Here is a 14,918-nt window from a genome sequence, read left to right on the forward strand (position 1 = left end):
AGCTAGCCGATGTGTCTCGTGCACGTACACGGTCTGAGCGGCTGCTTGCCGGCGAGCCGGTCGCTGAAGTCGCGGGCCGTGTGCGTCAGCGTCCCCGCCCCGGCCTCGGGCTCCTCCCCCAGCCGTTCCAGCAGCTTGGGCAGGGTGTCGGTCACGGCGTCGTCGAGGGTCTGCGTACGGTCCTCGCAGAGCCGTACGGCGTGCAGCAGCCGGTCGATGCGCTTGCGCCGCACGTCTCCGGCGATCTCCGCGTCGCCCAGGGCGCGGGCCCGCCGGTCGTCGGGGCCGCCCAGCAGCGGCGCCTCCCCGATGGCCAGCAGTTCTTCGCACCACTGCCGCGCACTGCGGGTGAGGAACGTGCGGTCGAGGTAGTCCGTGACCGTATCGGCGTCGCCGGCGGCGGCAAGGTGGTGGTGCATGGCGTGGGCGGCGGCCGAGCCGAAATGCTCGTCGGTGGCCGCTTCGTCCAGGGCCCGGTAGTGGTCGCGCAGCAGCAGGTGGTCGCCGCGCCAGGCCGCGCCGTCCGGCCGCAGGCGGTGGAGGCGCCGCATGAGCAGGCGGCGCAGGCCGAGGTCCCCGATGAAGTGGCGGGGGCAGTGCGGCCAGCCGCTGTCGCCGAGCAGTTCCGCGATCCGGTACGCCGACAGGCGCTCGTCCCGGCCCGCCTGCACCTCACGCATCAGGACCTGCGCGCATGCGGTGTCGTGTGCCACCGACAGATGGCTGAGCAGGTCGAGCCAGTGGCCGCGCTGTTCGGGCGGCAGGTCCTCCGGCGGCTGCCGGCTGATCAGCTCGTCCAGCAGGAGGTCCGCCACCGGGCGGCCCTCCGCTTCCTCGCCCGCGCGCACCCGGGCGTCCAGCAGGGCCCAGTCGGTGCCGTCGTCGGGCTCCCGGAACGACAGGGACGCGGTCGCCTCGCCCAGCCGGGACACGAACAGCGGGCGCCCGCCGCTCAGCCGGTGGATACCGCTGTCGATACGGAACCGGGCGGCGTTGGCGGCCCCCTCCTGCCGCATCTGCAAGCGGGCGGTCTCGCGCGACTGCTGGTCCCGGGTCAGCACCGGCATCCGCACGAGGAGGACGCCCCGCGACAGCGGGGTGAGGCCGGGCACGCCGCCGGCCGGGCGGCTCCACTGCGGCAGTCCGCCGTCGGTGGGCCGCCAGCTCACCGGCGCGTCGTCGCCCGTGCCAGCGGGGTCCCCGGCGTGGTACAGGAACCGTCCGCCGTCCGCGCGCCGGGCGGTCGCCATGACGACCAGCCGGTCGTACAGCCCCCGCTCCCGGTCCTCCAGTACGGGCTTCAGCAGCCGCCTGCCCAGGGCGTTGTCCGCGTGGTCCAGCAGCAGGGCCGGGCGGCCCGCGCGGGAGAGACGGCCGAGAAGCGATACGTACGCGGCCTCGAGGTCCGCCCGCAGCGCGCGGAACAGGAAGCCCTCCGCGACCTCGCGCGCCTCGCCGCCCTGCTGGAAGTGCGAGGCCAGCGAATGCAGCCCCAGCTTGGGGTGGCCGCCGGCGCCGGTGTACTCGCCGTAGCACGCCGCCAGCACGGCCTTGCCCTCCTGGGAGGTACGGGCGAGCAGTTCGTCGAGCACGGCGTTGATGAACGGTACGGCCCCGGGGTGGGCCACCAGCCCGGCGACGACGCCGGCGTAGGCCCGGCCCGCCCGGTTCAGCACGCCGCGCCAGAAGGAGCCGCGCGGCAGCAGTTCGTCGTGCCGCTGCACCTCGCTGACCAGGGTGGCCGTGTCGGCGAGCGGATCGCTGGCCGCGACCGCCGCCAGCCCCGCGTACAGGCGCGGTGTGGCGACCGGCCCGCCGTCGCCCTGCCACGCGCCGAACTGCCGGGCCACCTCGCGCAACACCTCGGTTGTCACCGAACGGGTCCGCGCCTGCTGCTCCGCCTGCTCCCGGTACATGGTGAGGTCGCAGTCCACGTGCGCCGTCGGCACATGGCGGCCGAACTCGCCGCGCACGCACCGCAGAAGCCGCCCCTTGCCCATGCCGGGGCCGCCGACGAGCAGGACCACGGGCAGGTCCGGGCCGTAGAGCGGCTTCCGGTTGCGCCCGGCGCGGGTCTTGCCCAGCAGCCGGGCCAGCAAGCCGTCGTCATCGAGCAGCTTGTCGAATCCGAGATCGTCAGGCACGGGCCCCCCGAGGCGTCCTGTCCGCACCGCTGTGATGACACGTCAGATTAGTGCAGCACTCCGGGCTTTAGGGAGAGATTCGCCCGGCCGAAACCGCGGCCGGGACCCGCCCCTCGGTCACTCCTCTTCGGCCTCGCCCTCGGCGCGGGTACGGCCGACCAGCCGCTCGTAGCGCTGCCGGGCGGCCTGCGGGGTGCCCAGCCCCAGGCCGAAGGCCACGTCGGGCCAGGTCATGCCGCGCCCGCGCGCCATCCGCAGCAGTCCGGCCTCCAGCTCGTCCAGCTCTCCGCGCACCAGCGGCAGCAGGCTCAGCGCCGCGGTGATGTCCGCCCGGTCCACCTCCGGTTCGCCCTCGTCCCGCCGCGCCGCCCCGCTCATCAGGAACGCCACCAGCCGGACGGCTTCGTGCGGCGCGAGAACCGTCGGGTGCACCTGCCGCGCGCGCTGTGCGTCGGTCGCCGCGTGCCGCTCCGCGATCCGGAACAGCGACGCATGCACCCGCTGCGCACGCGCCTGTTGCGGGTCCGGCAGCTCGAAGGGGTCCGTGCCGGGCGCATTGCCCTGGTCGGAGGTTTCCGGGGTTTCGGGTGTGGAGGACATGCGTTGAGCATGGGGCCCGGCACAGATCACTGTCAACGATTTATTGTGAACACTTTGTTTGCTTCTCGTCCCGCAGCGAAGAGAGATGCCAGCGCCGCCAGGGGCCCGGCGGAGTGCCCGGGTGGCTGAGGAAGAAGTGATATGTACCGGTATCGGACAGATTCGCGCTGCGGGCTTTCTGCGCTTCCGGGAGGAAATCCGGCAGAGATCGTCACCCGGCCCGGGAAAGCTCGTGGTGGGCGTCGGCGGCTTCGCCCGGCGGGGCTCCTAACGTCCCAGGCGATGGGCGGCAGCGCGGTACGGCAACCGGGCTGTGCCGGACATCCCGCCCCTGGCGTCTTGGAGGATCCATGACGATCCAGGCCACCTTCAACCGCTCCCAGCTCAAGTGGGACACGTACATGTTCCTGGGTGATCAGTACCTGCTCTACAGCCTCACCGACAACGTCGTGCGCGTCGGCCCCCGGGCCATCAGCACGGGCTGGCCGGGCCTGCAGGACACCCAGTTCGCCACCGCCATCGACGCGGCCGTCCCGTTCTCGTGGCGCCTCAACCCCATGGCGATGGACCTGCCGATCGAGAAGGACTACCTCTACATCTTCCGGGGCGACCAGTACGTGCGCTACGACGTGGCGAACGAGCAGATCCTCTACGGCCCCCTGGAAATCGCCCCGCTGTGGCCGGGCATGAAGGACGCCGGGTTCGAGCGCGACCTCGACGCCGCGTTCCTGGATCAGCAAGACGTCCCCTTCGGGACCGTGGACACGTACTACTTCTTCAAGGGTGACAAGTTCGTCACCTACGACGCCCTCACGGACCGGGTCAGCGGCGGCCCCTACAGCATCGCCGCCAAGTGGCCCGGGCTGAAGGAGGCCGGGCTCGACCGGGACCTCGACGCGGTGGTCTACCAGATCATCCCGCCCGCGGTGCTGGCCGGGACCAAACGCCGGCTGTGCTACTTCGTCAAGGGCGACCAGGTGCTCCAGTTCGACCTCGACGAGTGGAAGCCGCTGAGCGGCGCCCGCGGCATCTCCGACATGTGGCCCGGCCTCAAGGGCACCGAGTTCACCGCCGCCACGCCCGCCCCGGCCTACCCGCCGGTCAAGGCACGCGCCGACTTCCGGATCACCTTCGTCAACGACGGCGAATACGAACCCGAGCCCTACGGCTCGATCCGGCTGGACCTCAAGGACGGCAGCCACTTCCGGATCTGGACCCAGAAGAACCAGGGAAACTCCACCCCGACCCGCAACAGCGCGGCCCCGTCCATGAACCTGCCCTTCACCGCGAACGACATCGCCAAGGTCGGCTTCTGGGTCGACGAATACGACCTGACCAGCGGCGACGACTTCCTCGCCCGCGACACCAAGGACTTCACCGGCAACGGCTCCTACACCGTGAGCAGCGACGACGGACACGTCACCGTCGACATCACCATCACCCCGGCGAGCTGAACCACGCCTGGCCGGTCCCCGCCGTGGGGTGCTCACGGTGGGAACCGGCCTTGCGCTCTCCGGCCTCCGCTGCTGGAGGGGGCGGACCGGGGCGCCGTCGTCACCGGCCTTTTACCGCCGAACGACCCCGGCCCGCCTGGGCCTCGTTCTTCTTCCCCGAGGAACGAGGCGAGTCGATACTGCCCGCCGCGGATGCCGCCATGCACACCGTGGCGACGATCACCCGGACAGCCCAGCCGGGTCGCGCGGCGGGGTGCCGGCGGTCTGCGCGGCGGCCGTCAGGAGGGTGAACCACACGGTCTTTCCGGTCGGGCCGGGGCGGGTGCCCCAGGCGTCGGCCAGCGCCTCGACCAGCATCAGGCCGCGGCCGTTCTCCTCCGCGTTGTCCGCCAGCCGGGCCCGCGGCCGCGGGGTGCTGCCGTCCGAGACCTCCACCCCCAACTCGCGGGCGCTGTACCAGACGCGCAGGGCCAGCGGCCCGGGCGCGTGACGGACCGCGTTGGTCAGCAGCTCCGAGACCAGCAGCAGCGCGGTGTCGGCGAGTGCGGTCAGGCCCCACCACCGCAGCGTCCGCCGCAGGAAGTGCCGCCCTTCGGGGACCGACGACGGCCGGCCGGCCAGTTCGGCCGTCGTGGTGTCCAGCGGGGCGGCGGGGAAGCCGACCAGCAGAAGGGTCACGTCGTCGGCGTACGTGGCGGTGCCGGGCAGCATCGTGTGCAGGACGCGGTCGGCGGCGCCCTCCAGGTCCGGGGTGGTGGCGAAGACCTCCCGCAAGGTGGCGGTGAGCAGGTCCAGTTGCGCGTCGATGTCGCTGTGGGGCGTTTCCACCAGGCCGTCGGTGTAGAGGGCCAGGGTCGTTCCGGCGCGCAACGGCAACCGTACCTGCTGGTGCGGTACGCCGCCCACGCCGAGCGGGATGCCGGTCGGCACCGGCAGGGCGCTGACCGTTCCGTCGGGCGCGACGAGCCAGACCGGCAGGTGTCCGGCCGAGCAGGCGGTCACCTCGCCGAGCGCCGGGTCGGCCTCCAGGTAGGTGCAGGTGACGAACTGTTCCGGCAGCCCGCGCGTGAACGTGTCCAGCGTCTGGATCAGCTCGCACGGCGGGGTCCCGGCCAGTGCCAGCGCGCGGGCGGCGGAGCGCAGCTGCCCCATGACGACGGCCGCGTCCAGGCCGCGCCCCATGACATCCCCTATGATCACGCCGACCCGCCCGGCGCCGAGATCGATCAGGTCGAGCCAGTCGCCGCCCACCCCCTGCCCCTGGGTGGAGGGCAGATAGCGGGTGGCGGCGCGGGCGCCGGGGATCTGTTCGGAGGCGCCCATCAGGCGCAGGGCCAGCGCGATGTGCCGCTGCTGCGCGTACAGTTCGGCCAGTTCCCGTTCAGCCTTCTTGCGCTCGGTGATGTCGCGCACCGTGGAACAGGCGCCGGTGATGACGCCGTTACGGTTGCGGATCGGCCACAGCGTCACGTCGACGTCGAGGACCCGGCCGTCGCTGGTGGTCCGCCGGGTCTCGTAATGCTCGATCCGCTCACCCCGGCCGATCCGCTCCAGCAGATCCGCCTCCTCATCCTTCAGATCCGGCGGAATCAGCAACCCGATGTGCCGCCCCACCACCTCCTGCGCCCGATACCCGTACAACCGCTGCGCCGCCGCGTTCCAGAACGTGACCTGCCCGTCCAACGTCTTGATCAAAATCGCGTCCTGGGAGGACTCCACCACCACGGCCAGCTCGTCGATGCGCGCCTCGGACCGTTTGCGTTCGCCGATGTCCCGGGTGAGGGAACAGGCCGCGTTGACGACGCCCTGCCGCGTACGGATCGGCCACAGCGACACGTCCACGTCCAGGACCCGGCCGTCACTGGTGGTCCGCCGGGTCTCGTAATGCTCGATCCGCTCACCCCGGCCGATCCGCTCCAGCAGATCCGCCTCCTCATCCTTCAGATCCGGCGGAATCAGCAACCCGATGTGCCGCCCCACCACCTCCTGCGCCCGATACCCGTACAACCGCTGCGCCGCCGCGTTCCAGAACGTGACCTGCCCGTCCAACGTCTTGATCAAAATCGCGTCCTGGGAGGACTCCACCAGCCCTCGGAACAGTCCCTGCTCGCCCGCGGCGTTCCGCAGGGCCTCCATTGCCGTCATCGGTGCCTCATCTCGCCTGACGCATCCGCTCCCGGGCAACGGGTGTGACACTCGCCGTTACGGCACCCGCGGCCGGCCCCCGGACAGGTCCCCGCCGTCCCCGCAGACCCATGCCTGCGGAGGGTGCGGTTATTGGAGCACGCACGGGGCGACCTCAATGGGTTTGTTCAGTTTTGGACGCTACTGGCCCGAGCCCTGCCACTTTCCCGCCCGATTCCGTATGGATCCGGACTGATCCGGCGGGGCCTGTTCAGGACGGGGAGCGGTCCTGCGGCCGGAGGCGGTAGATGTTCTCCGCCCGGATGCCTTCGAAGTCCTCGACGAGGTTGAAGGAGACGCTCTCCCCCGACAGCAGCGTTCGGGCCCCTTCGGCCCCCTGGATCGCCGAACGGTAGGCCAGCACGTCCGGGCCGCCGCCGCTCTGGGCGACCAGGCCGGCACCACGTTCATGGTCGAACCATTTGACGATGCCATGGGGCACAACGATCACCTCTGCCGGGCGGAGCGGTCGGTACACCCAACGAGTGCCCCCTCACCGGTGGTTAAGGGAGCGCACTCACCGGCGCACGTAGCTCGCGCCCGGCGCCCGGACAGCCCCTCATCCAGGCGTACGGCGTCCTTGCTCCGGAGCCTGTGCCGGTGCCCGGGCCCGCGTCCGCGCCCAGGCCCGCGCCGGGATTCGGCCGCCCCGGCGCGTCGGCTCAGGAGCGTTCGCCGCCCCGGCGGTTGTCGACGACGCTGTCCGGGCCGGGCGTCATGATCGTCTCGTGCCCGTTGTCCGCGCGGACCCGGTACGGCGGATTGCCGTCCTTTCCCAGCACCTCGACGATCTCCACCACGCGGTCGCTGTTCCCGACGGCCCGCCCGTGGACCACCAGGCGGTCTCCCTTACTGGCGTGCATGCGGCACCCTCTCTGCAAAGTCCGAACCCTTGGTAAAACCGCACTTCTGCGGGGGAAACCCTAGTGGTGCCCGCGGAACGGCAGAGTGCGCACAGCGCGGGGCATTCAGGTGGTTGCGGCCGAATCCGCGTCGGCTCATCCGGTGAACAGGCTCCTGCCCAACGCCGGGTCGGGCACGTCTTTCACCGGTGTACTGTCCGGCCCGGGTACGCGCGTGCCGGGAACCACAGCCGTCCTGTCCACCCGGCACAGGAGCGCCACATCGCCTTTGGCCCAGATACGTCGGTAGCCGTTCGCCAGAAGCAGTTCCTGGCGCTGTTTCAGCTGCGCGGGCGAGGTGAACGGGAAAGTGGTCTCCGCGGTTTGCAGGACGACATAGTCGGCGCCGCGCGGCGCCGCGTCGAGAATCATCGTACGGGTACGTGCTGTCAGCCGTACGGCCACATTGTTGTCCGCCTCCACCGTCGCTCCGTCCGGTACCCGCTCGGCGGCCTCGGTCAGAGCCTGGCCACGCGCGGAGGGCACCCAATGATGCGGGTTCACCAGCGCGGCGAGGCCGAGGCAGCAGGCGACCACCGCGTTGAGCCCCACCGCGCACACCCCGCCCACGGCCACTCGCCGCCGAAATGCCCGCCCTTCCCCCTGCGCCGCGCGGTGAATGCGCGCGGCGGTTTCCACCGCCGCGGTCAGCAGGAACGGCCAGGCGAAAGCATCGTAATGGTGGATGATCGGCCAGTGGTGGGGATTGTCGGACAGGACGCGTTCGGCGATCAGCGGGAGGGCACACAGCGTCGTGGCCGAGCCGAGCGGCAGGAACAGCAGCGTGGCCACGAGCCAGAGGATCAGCCCGGCTTTCACCGGGGTGCCGAATGCGACGGCGAGGAAGGCGCCCGGATCGGTCACGGCGCGATGCGCCAATTCGACGAAATCCGCGCCGACTTCACCGTAACTCCAGTAATACTGCCGGGGCCCGCCCATCGCCGGTATCAGCGCACCCACCGTCACGGCCGTCATGGCCGGTCCGAGCACCAGAAGGGCCGCGCCCGTCAGCCGGGCGCGGCCCCCGCCGCCGCGCCGGTTGCGCCACAGCAGAACGGCGCCGTATACACCCACGACGAGGCCGAGGTCCTCCTTCGTCAGGCACAGGAGGACGGCGCAGACGCACACCGCGCCATAGCGCCGGGCGAGGCCGCGCTCCAGCATGAGGAGCGTGAGCGGAACCGCGAAGGCCACTTCGTGGAAGCCGTTACGGGCCGCCATCAGCAGCGGCCAGCCGACCGCGTAGGAAAGGGCGGCCAGAAAGGCCGCCCGATCGCGCGTCGCCGGTACCGCGTGGGCGAAACAGCGCAAGGCCATCCGGCGGACGACCGGTGTCCCGGCGGCGAACAGCGCGGACTGGGCCAGTATCAGCACCCGCGGGTCGTTCCCCACCCAGTACAGCGGGGCCAACAGCGCCAGGACCGGCGAGAAATGGTCGCCGAGGAGGGAGACCAGCGGCGGGAACTCATGGTGCACATTCTTGATTTCGGAGCGCGGCAGCTCGAAGCGGGCGTACGCGCGCACGCCCTGGTCGAAGATGCCGAGGTCGAATCCGCCGACACCCACCGTGTGCCACATCTGGAGACCCAGCCCGCAGGTGACGGCGAAACACAGGAGGGTCGGCCATGAGGACGCGGGAAGGCGGGCGCGGAGTTTCCCGCGCAGGCCGGAAAGGCCGGAATGTGTACGCGGATGGTCGGTTCTTTCCGTAATGACGAGCGGCTCGATGATCACCAGCGCACTTTAATGATCGAAGTTGGCGGACCGGCACGTTCCAGGCAGCGTTTTCCGGACGTTGTTTCCCGCACCGGGTGAAGACATCCGGCACTGCACCGACTCCCGCGCGGACGGCCCGGAATGCCACCGCCCGCACCATCCCGGAATTAGGGCTTCATCCGCCACTCCCCGTTCCGCGGCCCTCATCCCACCTTCGGCGCCGCCCGCATCGCCATGTACGCACAAGGAGTGCCGTCCCGCAGCGTCGCGAAGACCACCGGCATCCAGTCCTCACTGACGGAGGAGCCGTCGCCGCGCGCCGCGAACACCGTCTCGGAGACCGGCACCACATCCATTTCGAGTGGCGGGTGGAAGTGCGCCATTCCCTCGACGAACGCATAGGTCAGATGCGGCGTGCCGGCGCGTTCGGAGAGGGTGATGACGACGCCCGCGCGCCGGTAGGTGCCGAGGTACGGCGTCACGTCCACCACGGGAGGCCGTGCGGGCGGCCCGAAGGGCTCGGGCATCCGCACCCCGGCGAGCTCGCCGAGCAGTTCCCTGAACAGCGCGTCGCAGAGCCGGCGGGCACTGCCGCCGTTGGTCAGCAGGGCTATGGCCACACCGGCCTCCGGCACCACGCGCAGATACGCGTACTGCCCGACCGACGCGCCGTCGTGGCCGTACCCGCGGATGCCGTTCCAGTCATACAGCGACCAGCCCAGGCCCCACCCGTCGGAGGAGACCGACCAGCGGTCGGGGCAGTCGGGATCGCGGCGCGGCTCGAAGAGTGAGGGCCTTCGGTTCGCCCAACTGGAGCCCCCTACCCGCTCATCCCGGCCGTTCCACGCGATAGACGTAGTGGGCGCGGCCGGCCGTGGGGCTGTCCGGTTCGAGTTCGCCTTCCGCGACACGGCGCAGACCGGCCTTCTCCAGGGTGCGCCACGATGCCCGGTTGGCGACCGGTACGGGGATCAGGACGGCCGGTGCGTGCGGGTGGTCGTCCCACGTCGCCCGTACGACCGCACGGATCATGCGCGGACCGTGCCCCCGCCCCACCTGGCCGCGATCGCCTATGAGGTAGTCGAGTGTCATCGCTTCCCCCGGCACCTCGGTCAGGGCGGCCAGCTCGGCCCGGTAGTCGGGGTAGTCGGCGAACCGGGAGGGCTGGACGAGGCCGAAGGGCCGGCCGTCGAGGAGGACGAGCAGGTCCTCCGACGGCTCTTCGCCCCTGGCGACCGGGCCGAAGTCGCGTGCCACCGCCTCCGGCGAGGTCTCGTGGTTCCACCAGCGCGCGATGTGCGGCTGCTCCAGCCAGCGGCGCACCAGCGGGAAGTCGGCTTCGGCGAGCCGTCGCCAGGTGATCATCGAATCCTCCGCCCCCTCGCCCCGAGGCCCCGTCGCCCCTTACGCGCGCCCGCCATCAGGTCGCGGACGGCTCCGCACCGTCCGCGTCCTCCGTATCGGCCCGTGGCAGTACGACGATGCCCCAGGTGACCATAACCGCCCCTACCGCTGCCGGGACCAGCCACCATCCCGTACGCACCCGTTCCCCGTACACCACGATGCCGAGAGCCAGGCTGACCAGCGCCTCACCGAGGGTCAGGGCGGGCTGCGAGGCGACCAGCGGGCCGGACTCCATGGCGTTGGCCAGCAGGAACAGCGCGCACGCGCCCGCCGCGACGAAGGCGTACGTCTGCCAGGAGGCGAAGAACGCGCCCGGTCCGTGCCGGTCGAAGGTGTCGGTCGCGGCCTTCATCAGCGTCGCGGTCAGCGCGTAGCCGATCGCGGAGGCGGAGCTGAAGAACGCGGCGCGCGCTTTGCCCCGTGGCCGCGGCAGGGCGGCCAGTACGCACGCGGCCATGGCGCCCACGGCGGCCACCAGGGTGAGCACCCACTTCCCGGCGGAGACCTCGGTGCCGCCGCCGGACGGCGCGGCGGCGGCCAGCCCCAGGCCGAGCCCGGCGGCCACCATGACCGACGCCGCCCAGCCGATCGCGGGCAGTCGGCGCCGGGCCACCGCAGAGGCGATGAGCAGCGTGAACGGCAGTTCCAGCACCAGGATGGGCTGCACCAGGGACAGCGATCCCAGGGTCAGGGCGAGCGCCTGGCACGCCGCGGCGCCGACGATGACGGCGATGCCGCCCAGCCACGCCGGGCTGCGCAGCAGGTGCCGGACCAGCCGGACACTGAAGGCGTCGCCCGGCGGCACCTTGCGTGCCGCGATCCGCTGCAGCACGGTGCCCGTAGCATTGGCCACGGCCGTCAGCAGGGCGAACAGCGCGGAGAGCACAGCTGACACAAAGGGCTCCTGCGGTCCGGCGCAGCGGTCACCGGCCGCCACTGCCCCCACGGTGCCAGACCGGTCAAGCGTGCCGGAACCGCAGCACCGCGACGAGCCGTCGATCACACGATCGGCTCTCCCGCCGGCTCCAGGCGCGGCTACGTGCGGCCATGTGCGCCTCTCCGTGCCGGTGGGGTGGCAGCGAAGGCGGTGGTCAAGGGTGACGGCGGAGGGTGAGGGGTGGGGGTGGCGTGAACTCGCCAGCGGTTCAATCCGCGACCACCCGTCACCAAGTGCCCTTCGTCCGCTACTCTTTGTAACGAGGCTACTGGGGCCGAGAACGGGGGTTCGGCTATGGGGTTCACCGCATATCCGGCATGCGCGAACGAGCGCACGCGGACACGTGAGGAACTCGCCGCGTTCATGAACGAGTCGCGGTTCGACATCGATCAGCAGGCCCGGCCGCCCGCCCAGCGCGTGCGCGGCGGCCGGGAGGCGGGCGAGGTGATGGCGCGGCTGCTCGCCGGCACCCGGCGCGAGCTGCTGAGCCTGCACGATCCTTCCGGCGGCCTGGAGCAGCAGATATCCGAACGGCTCCTGGCACGTGCCGCTTCGCTCGTGCGCACGGCCGTCGACCGGGTGCCGACGGTGCGCCAACTCGCCTCCCGCCGCGGGCTGGTCAACGACACCGAGCTGGGCACCTTCGCCTGGAAGAGCGGCGGCCACGCCCGGGTCATGCGCGAGATCCCCTTCCGCATGGCCGTCATGGACCGTACGGTCGCCATCCTCCCCACCGACCTGGACGCCTTCTTCAACGGGCTGCCGATCATCCGGGACCCGGTGGTGGTACGGGCGCTGGTGCGCGCCCACCGCTCCTGGTGGAAGACCAGCGAGGACCCGGCAGCCCACGAACGCACCGACGGACCGCCCGCCCACCTGCTCCCGGTTCTCGACTGCCTGCTCGCCGGCCTCACCGACGACGCGGCCGGCGCCCGCCTGTCCCTGTCCCCACGCACCTACAGCCGCCGCGTGAACGAACTCCTCACCCTCCTCCAAACCAACAGCCGCTTCCGCGCCGGGGCCGAGGCGATACGTCGGGGGTGGGCTTGAAGAGGGACCACCTGAGTGGAGGCCGGGAAGCAGCCGACCGCCTCGGCTTCGGGCCTACCTCATTTCCTTGCCGGCGGGCGGGGTGACGGCGACTACGTCCCGCTGCGTACGCCGCCCGCCTCCCGACCCACCGGCACCTACCTGACCTGCAATTATGTGGGCCCCGAGGGGCGCGGGGACAGTTCGATTGCTCCGGGTGGGGGGTTTACCCGAAGAATCACCCGTTCGCAGCTTTTTGCGGCTTGATACTTGCTGTGAGGCTGGAAGGACTCATGGTGACCGTCCCCACACCGAGGAGAGAACTCCATGATTCTGTCCATCTCCGGCGTCGTTCTGCTCGGCATCATCGTCTTTCTGTTCTTCCGCAAGGACGGGCTGAAGGTGTCCCACGCCCTCGTCTGCGCGCTCTTCGGGTTCTACCTCGCGGGTTCCGCGATCGCCCCGAGCATCAAGGCCGGCGGTGCGAGCCTGGCCAACCTCCTGGGCGGTCTCAAGCTCTGACCGCGCCCCCGTCCCCAGCGCACCCACCGCACCCTCCGCGTCACGAACCACCAGGAGACGATGTGACCCGGCGCCCACTGCCCCGCATCCTGACCGACAGCACGCCGGTCGCGCGCGGCCGCGAGTTCGCACGCAGCGCCGCGGACAGCGCCGCCGACGTGTTCCACCCGCTGATCATGATCAGCCGGGGTCTGCGCCGGCTGCTGGCCGCCGGACGGCGGCGCTGGTCCGACACGCCCGAGGACCGGCGGGGCTCGCTGCTGTTCATGGCCGCCGGCAGTGTCCTGGCGGTGGCGCTGGTGCCGTACGGCCCGCTGCTCGCGCTGGTCACGCTCATGGGCGCGGCGGCCTGGGCGGGGCGGGAACGATCCGCGGAGGAGCCCGCCGGTCTCGCGGACGCCGAGACCGACCGGTTGCGGGCGCTGTACGAGGCCCTCGTCCCGTACTTCGCGATCGAGGGCGACCCCACTCCCCTGTACGCCCACGACGGGGACTGGGAGAGCGTCTTCTCGGACTACGAGTTCGACGAGGCCGGGCGGCCGTCCCGGTTCACGCTGAAGTACCCGCCGTACTTCACCGACGGCGACGCCGCGTCCCGGGCCCGCATCGAGCAGGTGCTGCACGCCAAGTCGGGCCGCGGCCGGGAGTACCACTTCGCCTGGGACGAGGAGGCGAACCAGCTGACCCTGACGGTACTGCCCCCGCTGCCCACGGACATCGCGGCGCAGCAGTTCGTGACGACGCACGGGGAGACCGTCCTCGGGTTCACCGACCCGGACGCGGTGCAGCGGACGCTGCCGGTGACGGCCGGGGAGGCGACGCGGGACGAGCCGCCGGTGATCTGGCGGACCGGGCTGCGCTCGACCGAGCCGCATCTGCTCGTGCTGGGCCGGCCGGGCGCGGGCGCCACGACCCTGCTGCGATCCATCGCGCTCCAGGCCCTGTTCTACGGCGACGTCCTGGTGATCGACGGCAACGGTACCGGCGAGTACGCGTGCCTGGCGGGCCGGACCGGCGTCATGGGCGTCGAGACGGGGCTGTCCGGGGCCATGGCGACACTGGAGTGGGCGGCGCACGAGACCGAGCGGCGGCTGATCACCGCCAACCGCGCGCGGCAGGCCGGGCAGCAGGCCCCGGACGACATCCGCTGGCCCCTGTGGATCATCATCGACCGGCCGACCGCGCTGGCCCACCTCGCGGCGGCCGAAGGCCGGGAGGACCCGCAGCGGTTGCTGCAAGTGCCGTTGCGGCACGGCCGGGCCGCGTACGTGACGGTGGTGGTGGCCGACCAGATCGACTGCGCCGGGATGCTGAGCGAGCCGGTGCTCACGCACACCCGGGCCCGGGTCGTGCTCGGACCGGCCGCGCCGGAGGAGGTGGAGGCGGTGCTCGGGGCGCCGCCGCACACCACCCCGGCCGCCGACGTACCGCCGGGCCGCGGCTACGCCCGCCTCGGCAGCGGCCCGGTGCACCGCCTCCAAGTCCCGGTCACTCCCGACCCGTTCGACGACGCCACGAGCGAAGCACACCGGCAGGCCGTACTGTCCCTCCTCCCAGAACGCGCGGCCGCGGTGGGGGCGGCGGGGGACGCGTGGGGCTTGGAAGACACGGTGGACGCAGCCGCCATCATGGACGCGGCGGGCGCAGCCGGCACGGTGGGCACGGCGAACATGGCAAGCGTGGTGGACACGGCAGGGGCGGATCGTACGGCGGAGACGGAGGACGCCGACAACGGCGCCGTCACGAACGGCACGGCCGCTCCGGACAGAACACCCGACCCAACCGCCACGGCCAACCCGACCGCCACGGCCAGCCCGAACGAAACGCTCAGCCCGACCGCCACGGCCACCCCAACCACAAAGCCCGACCCAACCGCCACCCCCAAACCAACCGCCCCGAACAACACCCCCCGCACCGGCGGAGCCATCGGCGTCGACCTCCTCTTCGGCGGCGTCGCTCCCGCCCCGCCCAGCACCCCGCCCGCCTCCCAGGAGGCCACGGTCCCGCCCGAGCGCGCGTAACCGGG

General features: G+C 71.6%; 13 protein-coding genes. 4 read left to right on the forward strand and 9 right to left on the reverse strand.

Going from position 1 to position 14,918, the window contains the following annotated elements; translation table 11 throughout:
* Nucleotides 1-2: 2 nt before the first annotated feature.
* On the reverse strand, nucleotides 3-2,144 hold the full coding sequence (locus CP984_RS01030) for a hypothetical protein (protein WP_003986051.1): 2,142 nt from the start codon (nucleotides 2,142-2,144) through the stop codon (nucleotides 3-5).
* Between the two features lie 117 nt (nucleotides 2,145-2,261).
* Nucleotides 2,262-2,744 carry a hypothetical protein gene (locus tag CP984_RS01035; RefSeq protein ID WP_003986052.1) on the reverse strand — a complete coding sequence of 161 codons (483 nt, stop codon included), beginning with the start codon at nucleotides 2,742-2,744 and terminating at the stop codon, nucleotides 2,262-2,264.
* A 350-nt stretch (nucleotides 2,745-3,094) separates the two neighbouring features.
* On the opposite strand from CP984_RS01035, the gene CP984_RS01040 reads away from it, so the two are divergent.
* On the forward strand, nucleotides 3,095-4,198 hold the full coding sequence (locus CP984_RS01040) for a hemopexin repeat-containing protein (RefSeq protein WP_003986053.1): 1,104 nt from the start codon (nucleotides 3,095-3,097) through the stop codon (nucleotides 4,196-4,198).
* 219 nt (nucleotides 4,199-4,417) lie between these two features.
* On the opposite strand, the gene CP984_RS01045 is transcribed toward CP984_RS01040, so the two are convergent.
* The 7 genes from CP984_RS01045 to CP984_RS01075 all read right to left on the reverse strand — a co-directional run bounded on the left by CP984_RS01045 (nucleotide 4,418) and on the right by CP984_RS01075 (nucleotide 11,299).
* Complete coding sequence (locus CP984_RS01045; protein WP_052412569.1) at nucleotides 4,418-6,343, reverse strand: SpoIIE family protein phosphatase; 1,926 nt, start codon at nucleotides 6,341-6,343, stop codon at nucleotides 4,418-4,420.
* Nucleotides 6,344-6,593: 250 nt separating this feature from the next.
* Nucleotides 6,594-6,824, reverse strand: a complete 231-nt coding sequence (locus CP984_RS01050) for a cold-shock protein (protein WP_003985015.1) — start codon at nucleotides 6,822-6,824, stop codon at nucleotides 6,594-6,596.
* Between the two features lie 220 nt (nucleotides 6,825-7,044).
* Nucleotides 7,045-7,245: a DUF1918 domain-containing protein gene (locus tag CP984_RS01055; RefSeq protein WP_030191267.1), complete on the reverse strand. Its 201-nt coding sequence runs from the start codon at nucleotides 7,243-7,245 to the stop codon at nucleotides 7,045-7,047.
* A gap of 135 nt (nucleotides 7,246-7,380) precedes the next feature.
* On the reverse strand, nucleotides 7,381-9,018 hold the full coding sequence (locus tag CP984_RS01060; RefSeq protein WP_226048582.1) for a DUF2079 domain-containing protein: 1,638 nt from the start codon (nucleotides 9,016-9,018) through the stop codon (nucleotides 7,381-7,383).
* Nucleotides 9,019-9,203: 185 nt separating this feature from the next.
* Entirely contained in the window at nucleotides 9,204-9,911 is a 708-nt protein-coding gene (locus CP984_RS01065) for a serine hydrolase (RefSeq protein ID WP_078575836.1), read from the reverse strand.
* Nucleotides 9,829-10,365 carry a GNAT family N-acetyltransferase gene (locus CP984_RS01070; RefSeq protein ID WP_003985011.1) on the reverse strand — a complete coding sequence of 179 codons (537 nt, stop codon included), beginning with the start codon at nucleotides 10,363-10,365 and terminating at the stop codon, nucleotides 9,829-9,831. Before CP984_RS01070 ends, CP984_RS01065 begins: the two co-directional genes overlap by 83 nt.
* A 55-nt stretch (nucleotides 10,366-10,420) precedes the next feature.
* On the reverse strand, nucleotides 10,421-11,299 hold the full coding sequence (locus CP984_RS01075) for a DMT family transporter (RefSeq protein ID WP_030191261.1): 879 nt from the start codon (nucleotides 11,297-11,299) through the stop codon (nucleotides 10,421-10,423).
* A gap of 405 nt (nucleotides 11,300-11,704) precedes the next feature.
* Here CP984_RS01075 and CP984_RS01080 point away from each other — a divergent pair, with 405 nt between their 5' ends.
* From CP984_RS01080 to CP984_RS01090, 3 genes are all read left to right on the forward strand, one after another.
* Nucleotides 11,705-12,391 carry a helix-turn-helix domain-containing protein gene (locus tag CP984_RS01080; RefSeq protein WP_202480496.1) on the forward strand — a complete coding sequence of 229 codons (687 nt, stop codon included), beginning with the start codon at nucleotides 11,705-11,707 and terminating at the stop codon, nucleotides 12,389-12,391.
* A 306-nt stretch (nucleotides 12,392-12,697) separates the two neighbouring features.
* Nucleotides 12,698-12,892: a hypothetical protein gene (locus CP984_RS01085; protein WP_003985007.1), complete on the forward strand. Its 195-nt coding sequence runs from the start codon at nucleotides 12,698-12,700 to the stop codon at nucleotides 12,890-12,892.
* Nucleotides 12,893-12,954: 62 nt separating this feature from the next.
* Nucleotides 12,955-14,913 (forward strand): hypothetical protein, encoded by a 1,959-nt coding sequence (locus CP984_RS01090; RefSeq protein ID WP_003985006.1) that lies wholly within the window; start codon nucleotides 12,955-12,957, stop codon nucleotides 14,911-14,913.
* The last annotated feature ends 5 nt before the right edge of the window (nucleotides 14,914-14,918 follow it).

It is taken from the genome of Streptomyces rimosus (assembly GCF_008704655.1).
GTDB classification, from domain to species: domain Bacteria; phylum Actinomycetota; class Actinomycetes; order Streptomycetales; family Streptomycetaceae; genus Streptomyces; species Streptomyces rimosus.

What these genes read in the sequence shown, in the direction of transcription:
- CP984_RS01035 (WP_003986052.1), bottom strand. Translation starts at nt 2,744, where the DNA reads ATGTCCTCCACACCCGAAACCCCGGAAACCTCCGACCAGGGCAATGCG.
- CP984_RS01040 (WP_003986053.1), top strand. Translation starts at nt 3,095, where the DNA reads ATGACGATCCAGGCCACCTTCAACCGCTCCCAGCTCAAGTGGGACACG.
- CP984_RS01045 (WP_052412569.1), bottom strand. Translation starts at nt 6,343, where the DNA reads ATGACGGCAATGGAGGCCCTGCGGAACGCCGCGGGCGAGCAGGGACTG.
- CP984_RS01055 (WP_030191267.1), bottom strand. Translation starts at nt 7,245, where the DNA reads ATGCACGCCAGTAAGGGAGACCGCCTGGTGGTCCACGGGCGGGCCGTC.
- CP984_RS01070 (WP_003985011.1), bottom strand. Translation starts at nt 10,365, where the DNA reads ATGATCACCTGGCGACGGCTCGCCGAAGCCGACTTCCCGCTGGTGCGC.
- CP984_RS01080 (WP_202480496.1), top strand. Translation starts at nt 11,705, where the DNA reads ATGAACGAGTCGCGGTTCGACATCGATCAGCAGGCCCGGCCGCCCGCC.
- CP984_RS01085 (WP_003985007.1), top strand. Translation starts at nt 12,698, where the DNA reads ATGATTCTGTCCATCTCCGGCGTCGTTCTGCTCGGCATCATCGTCTTT.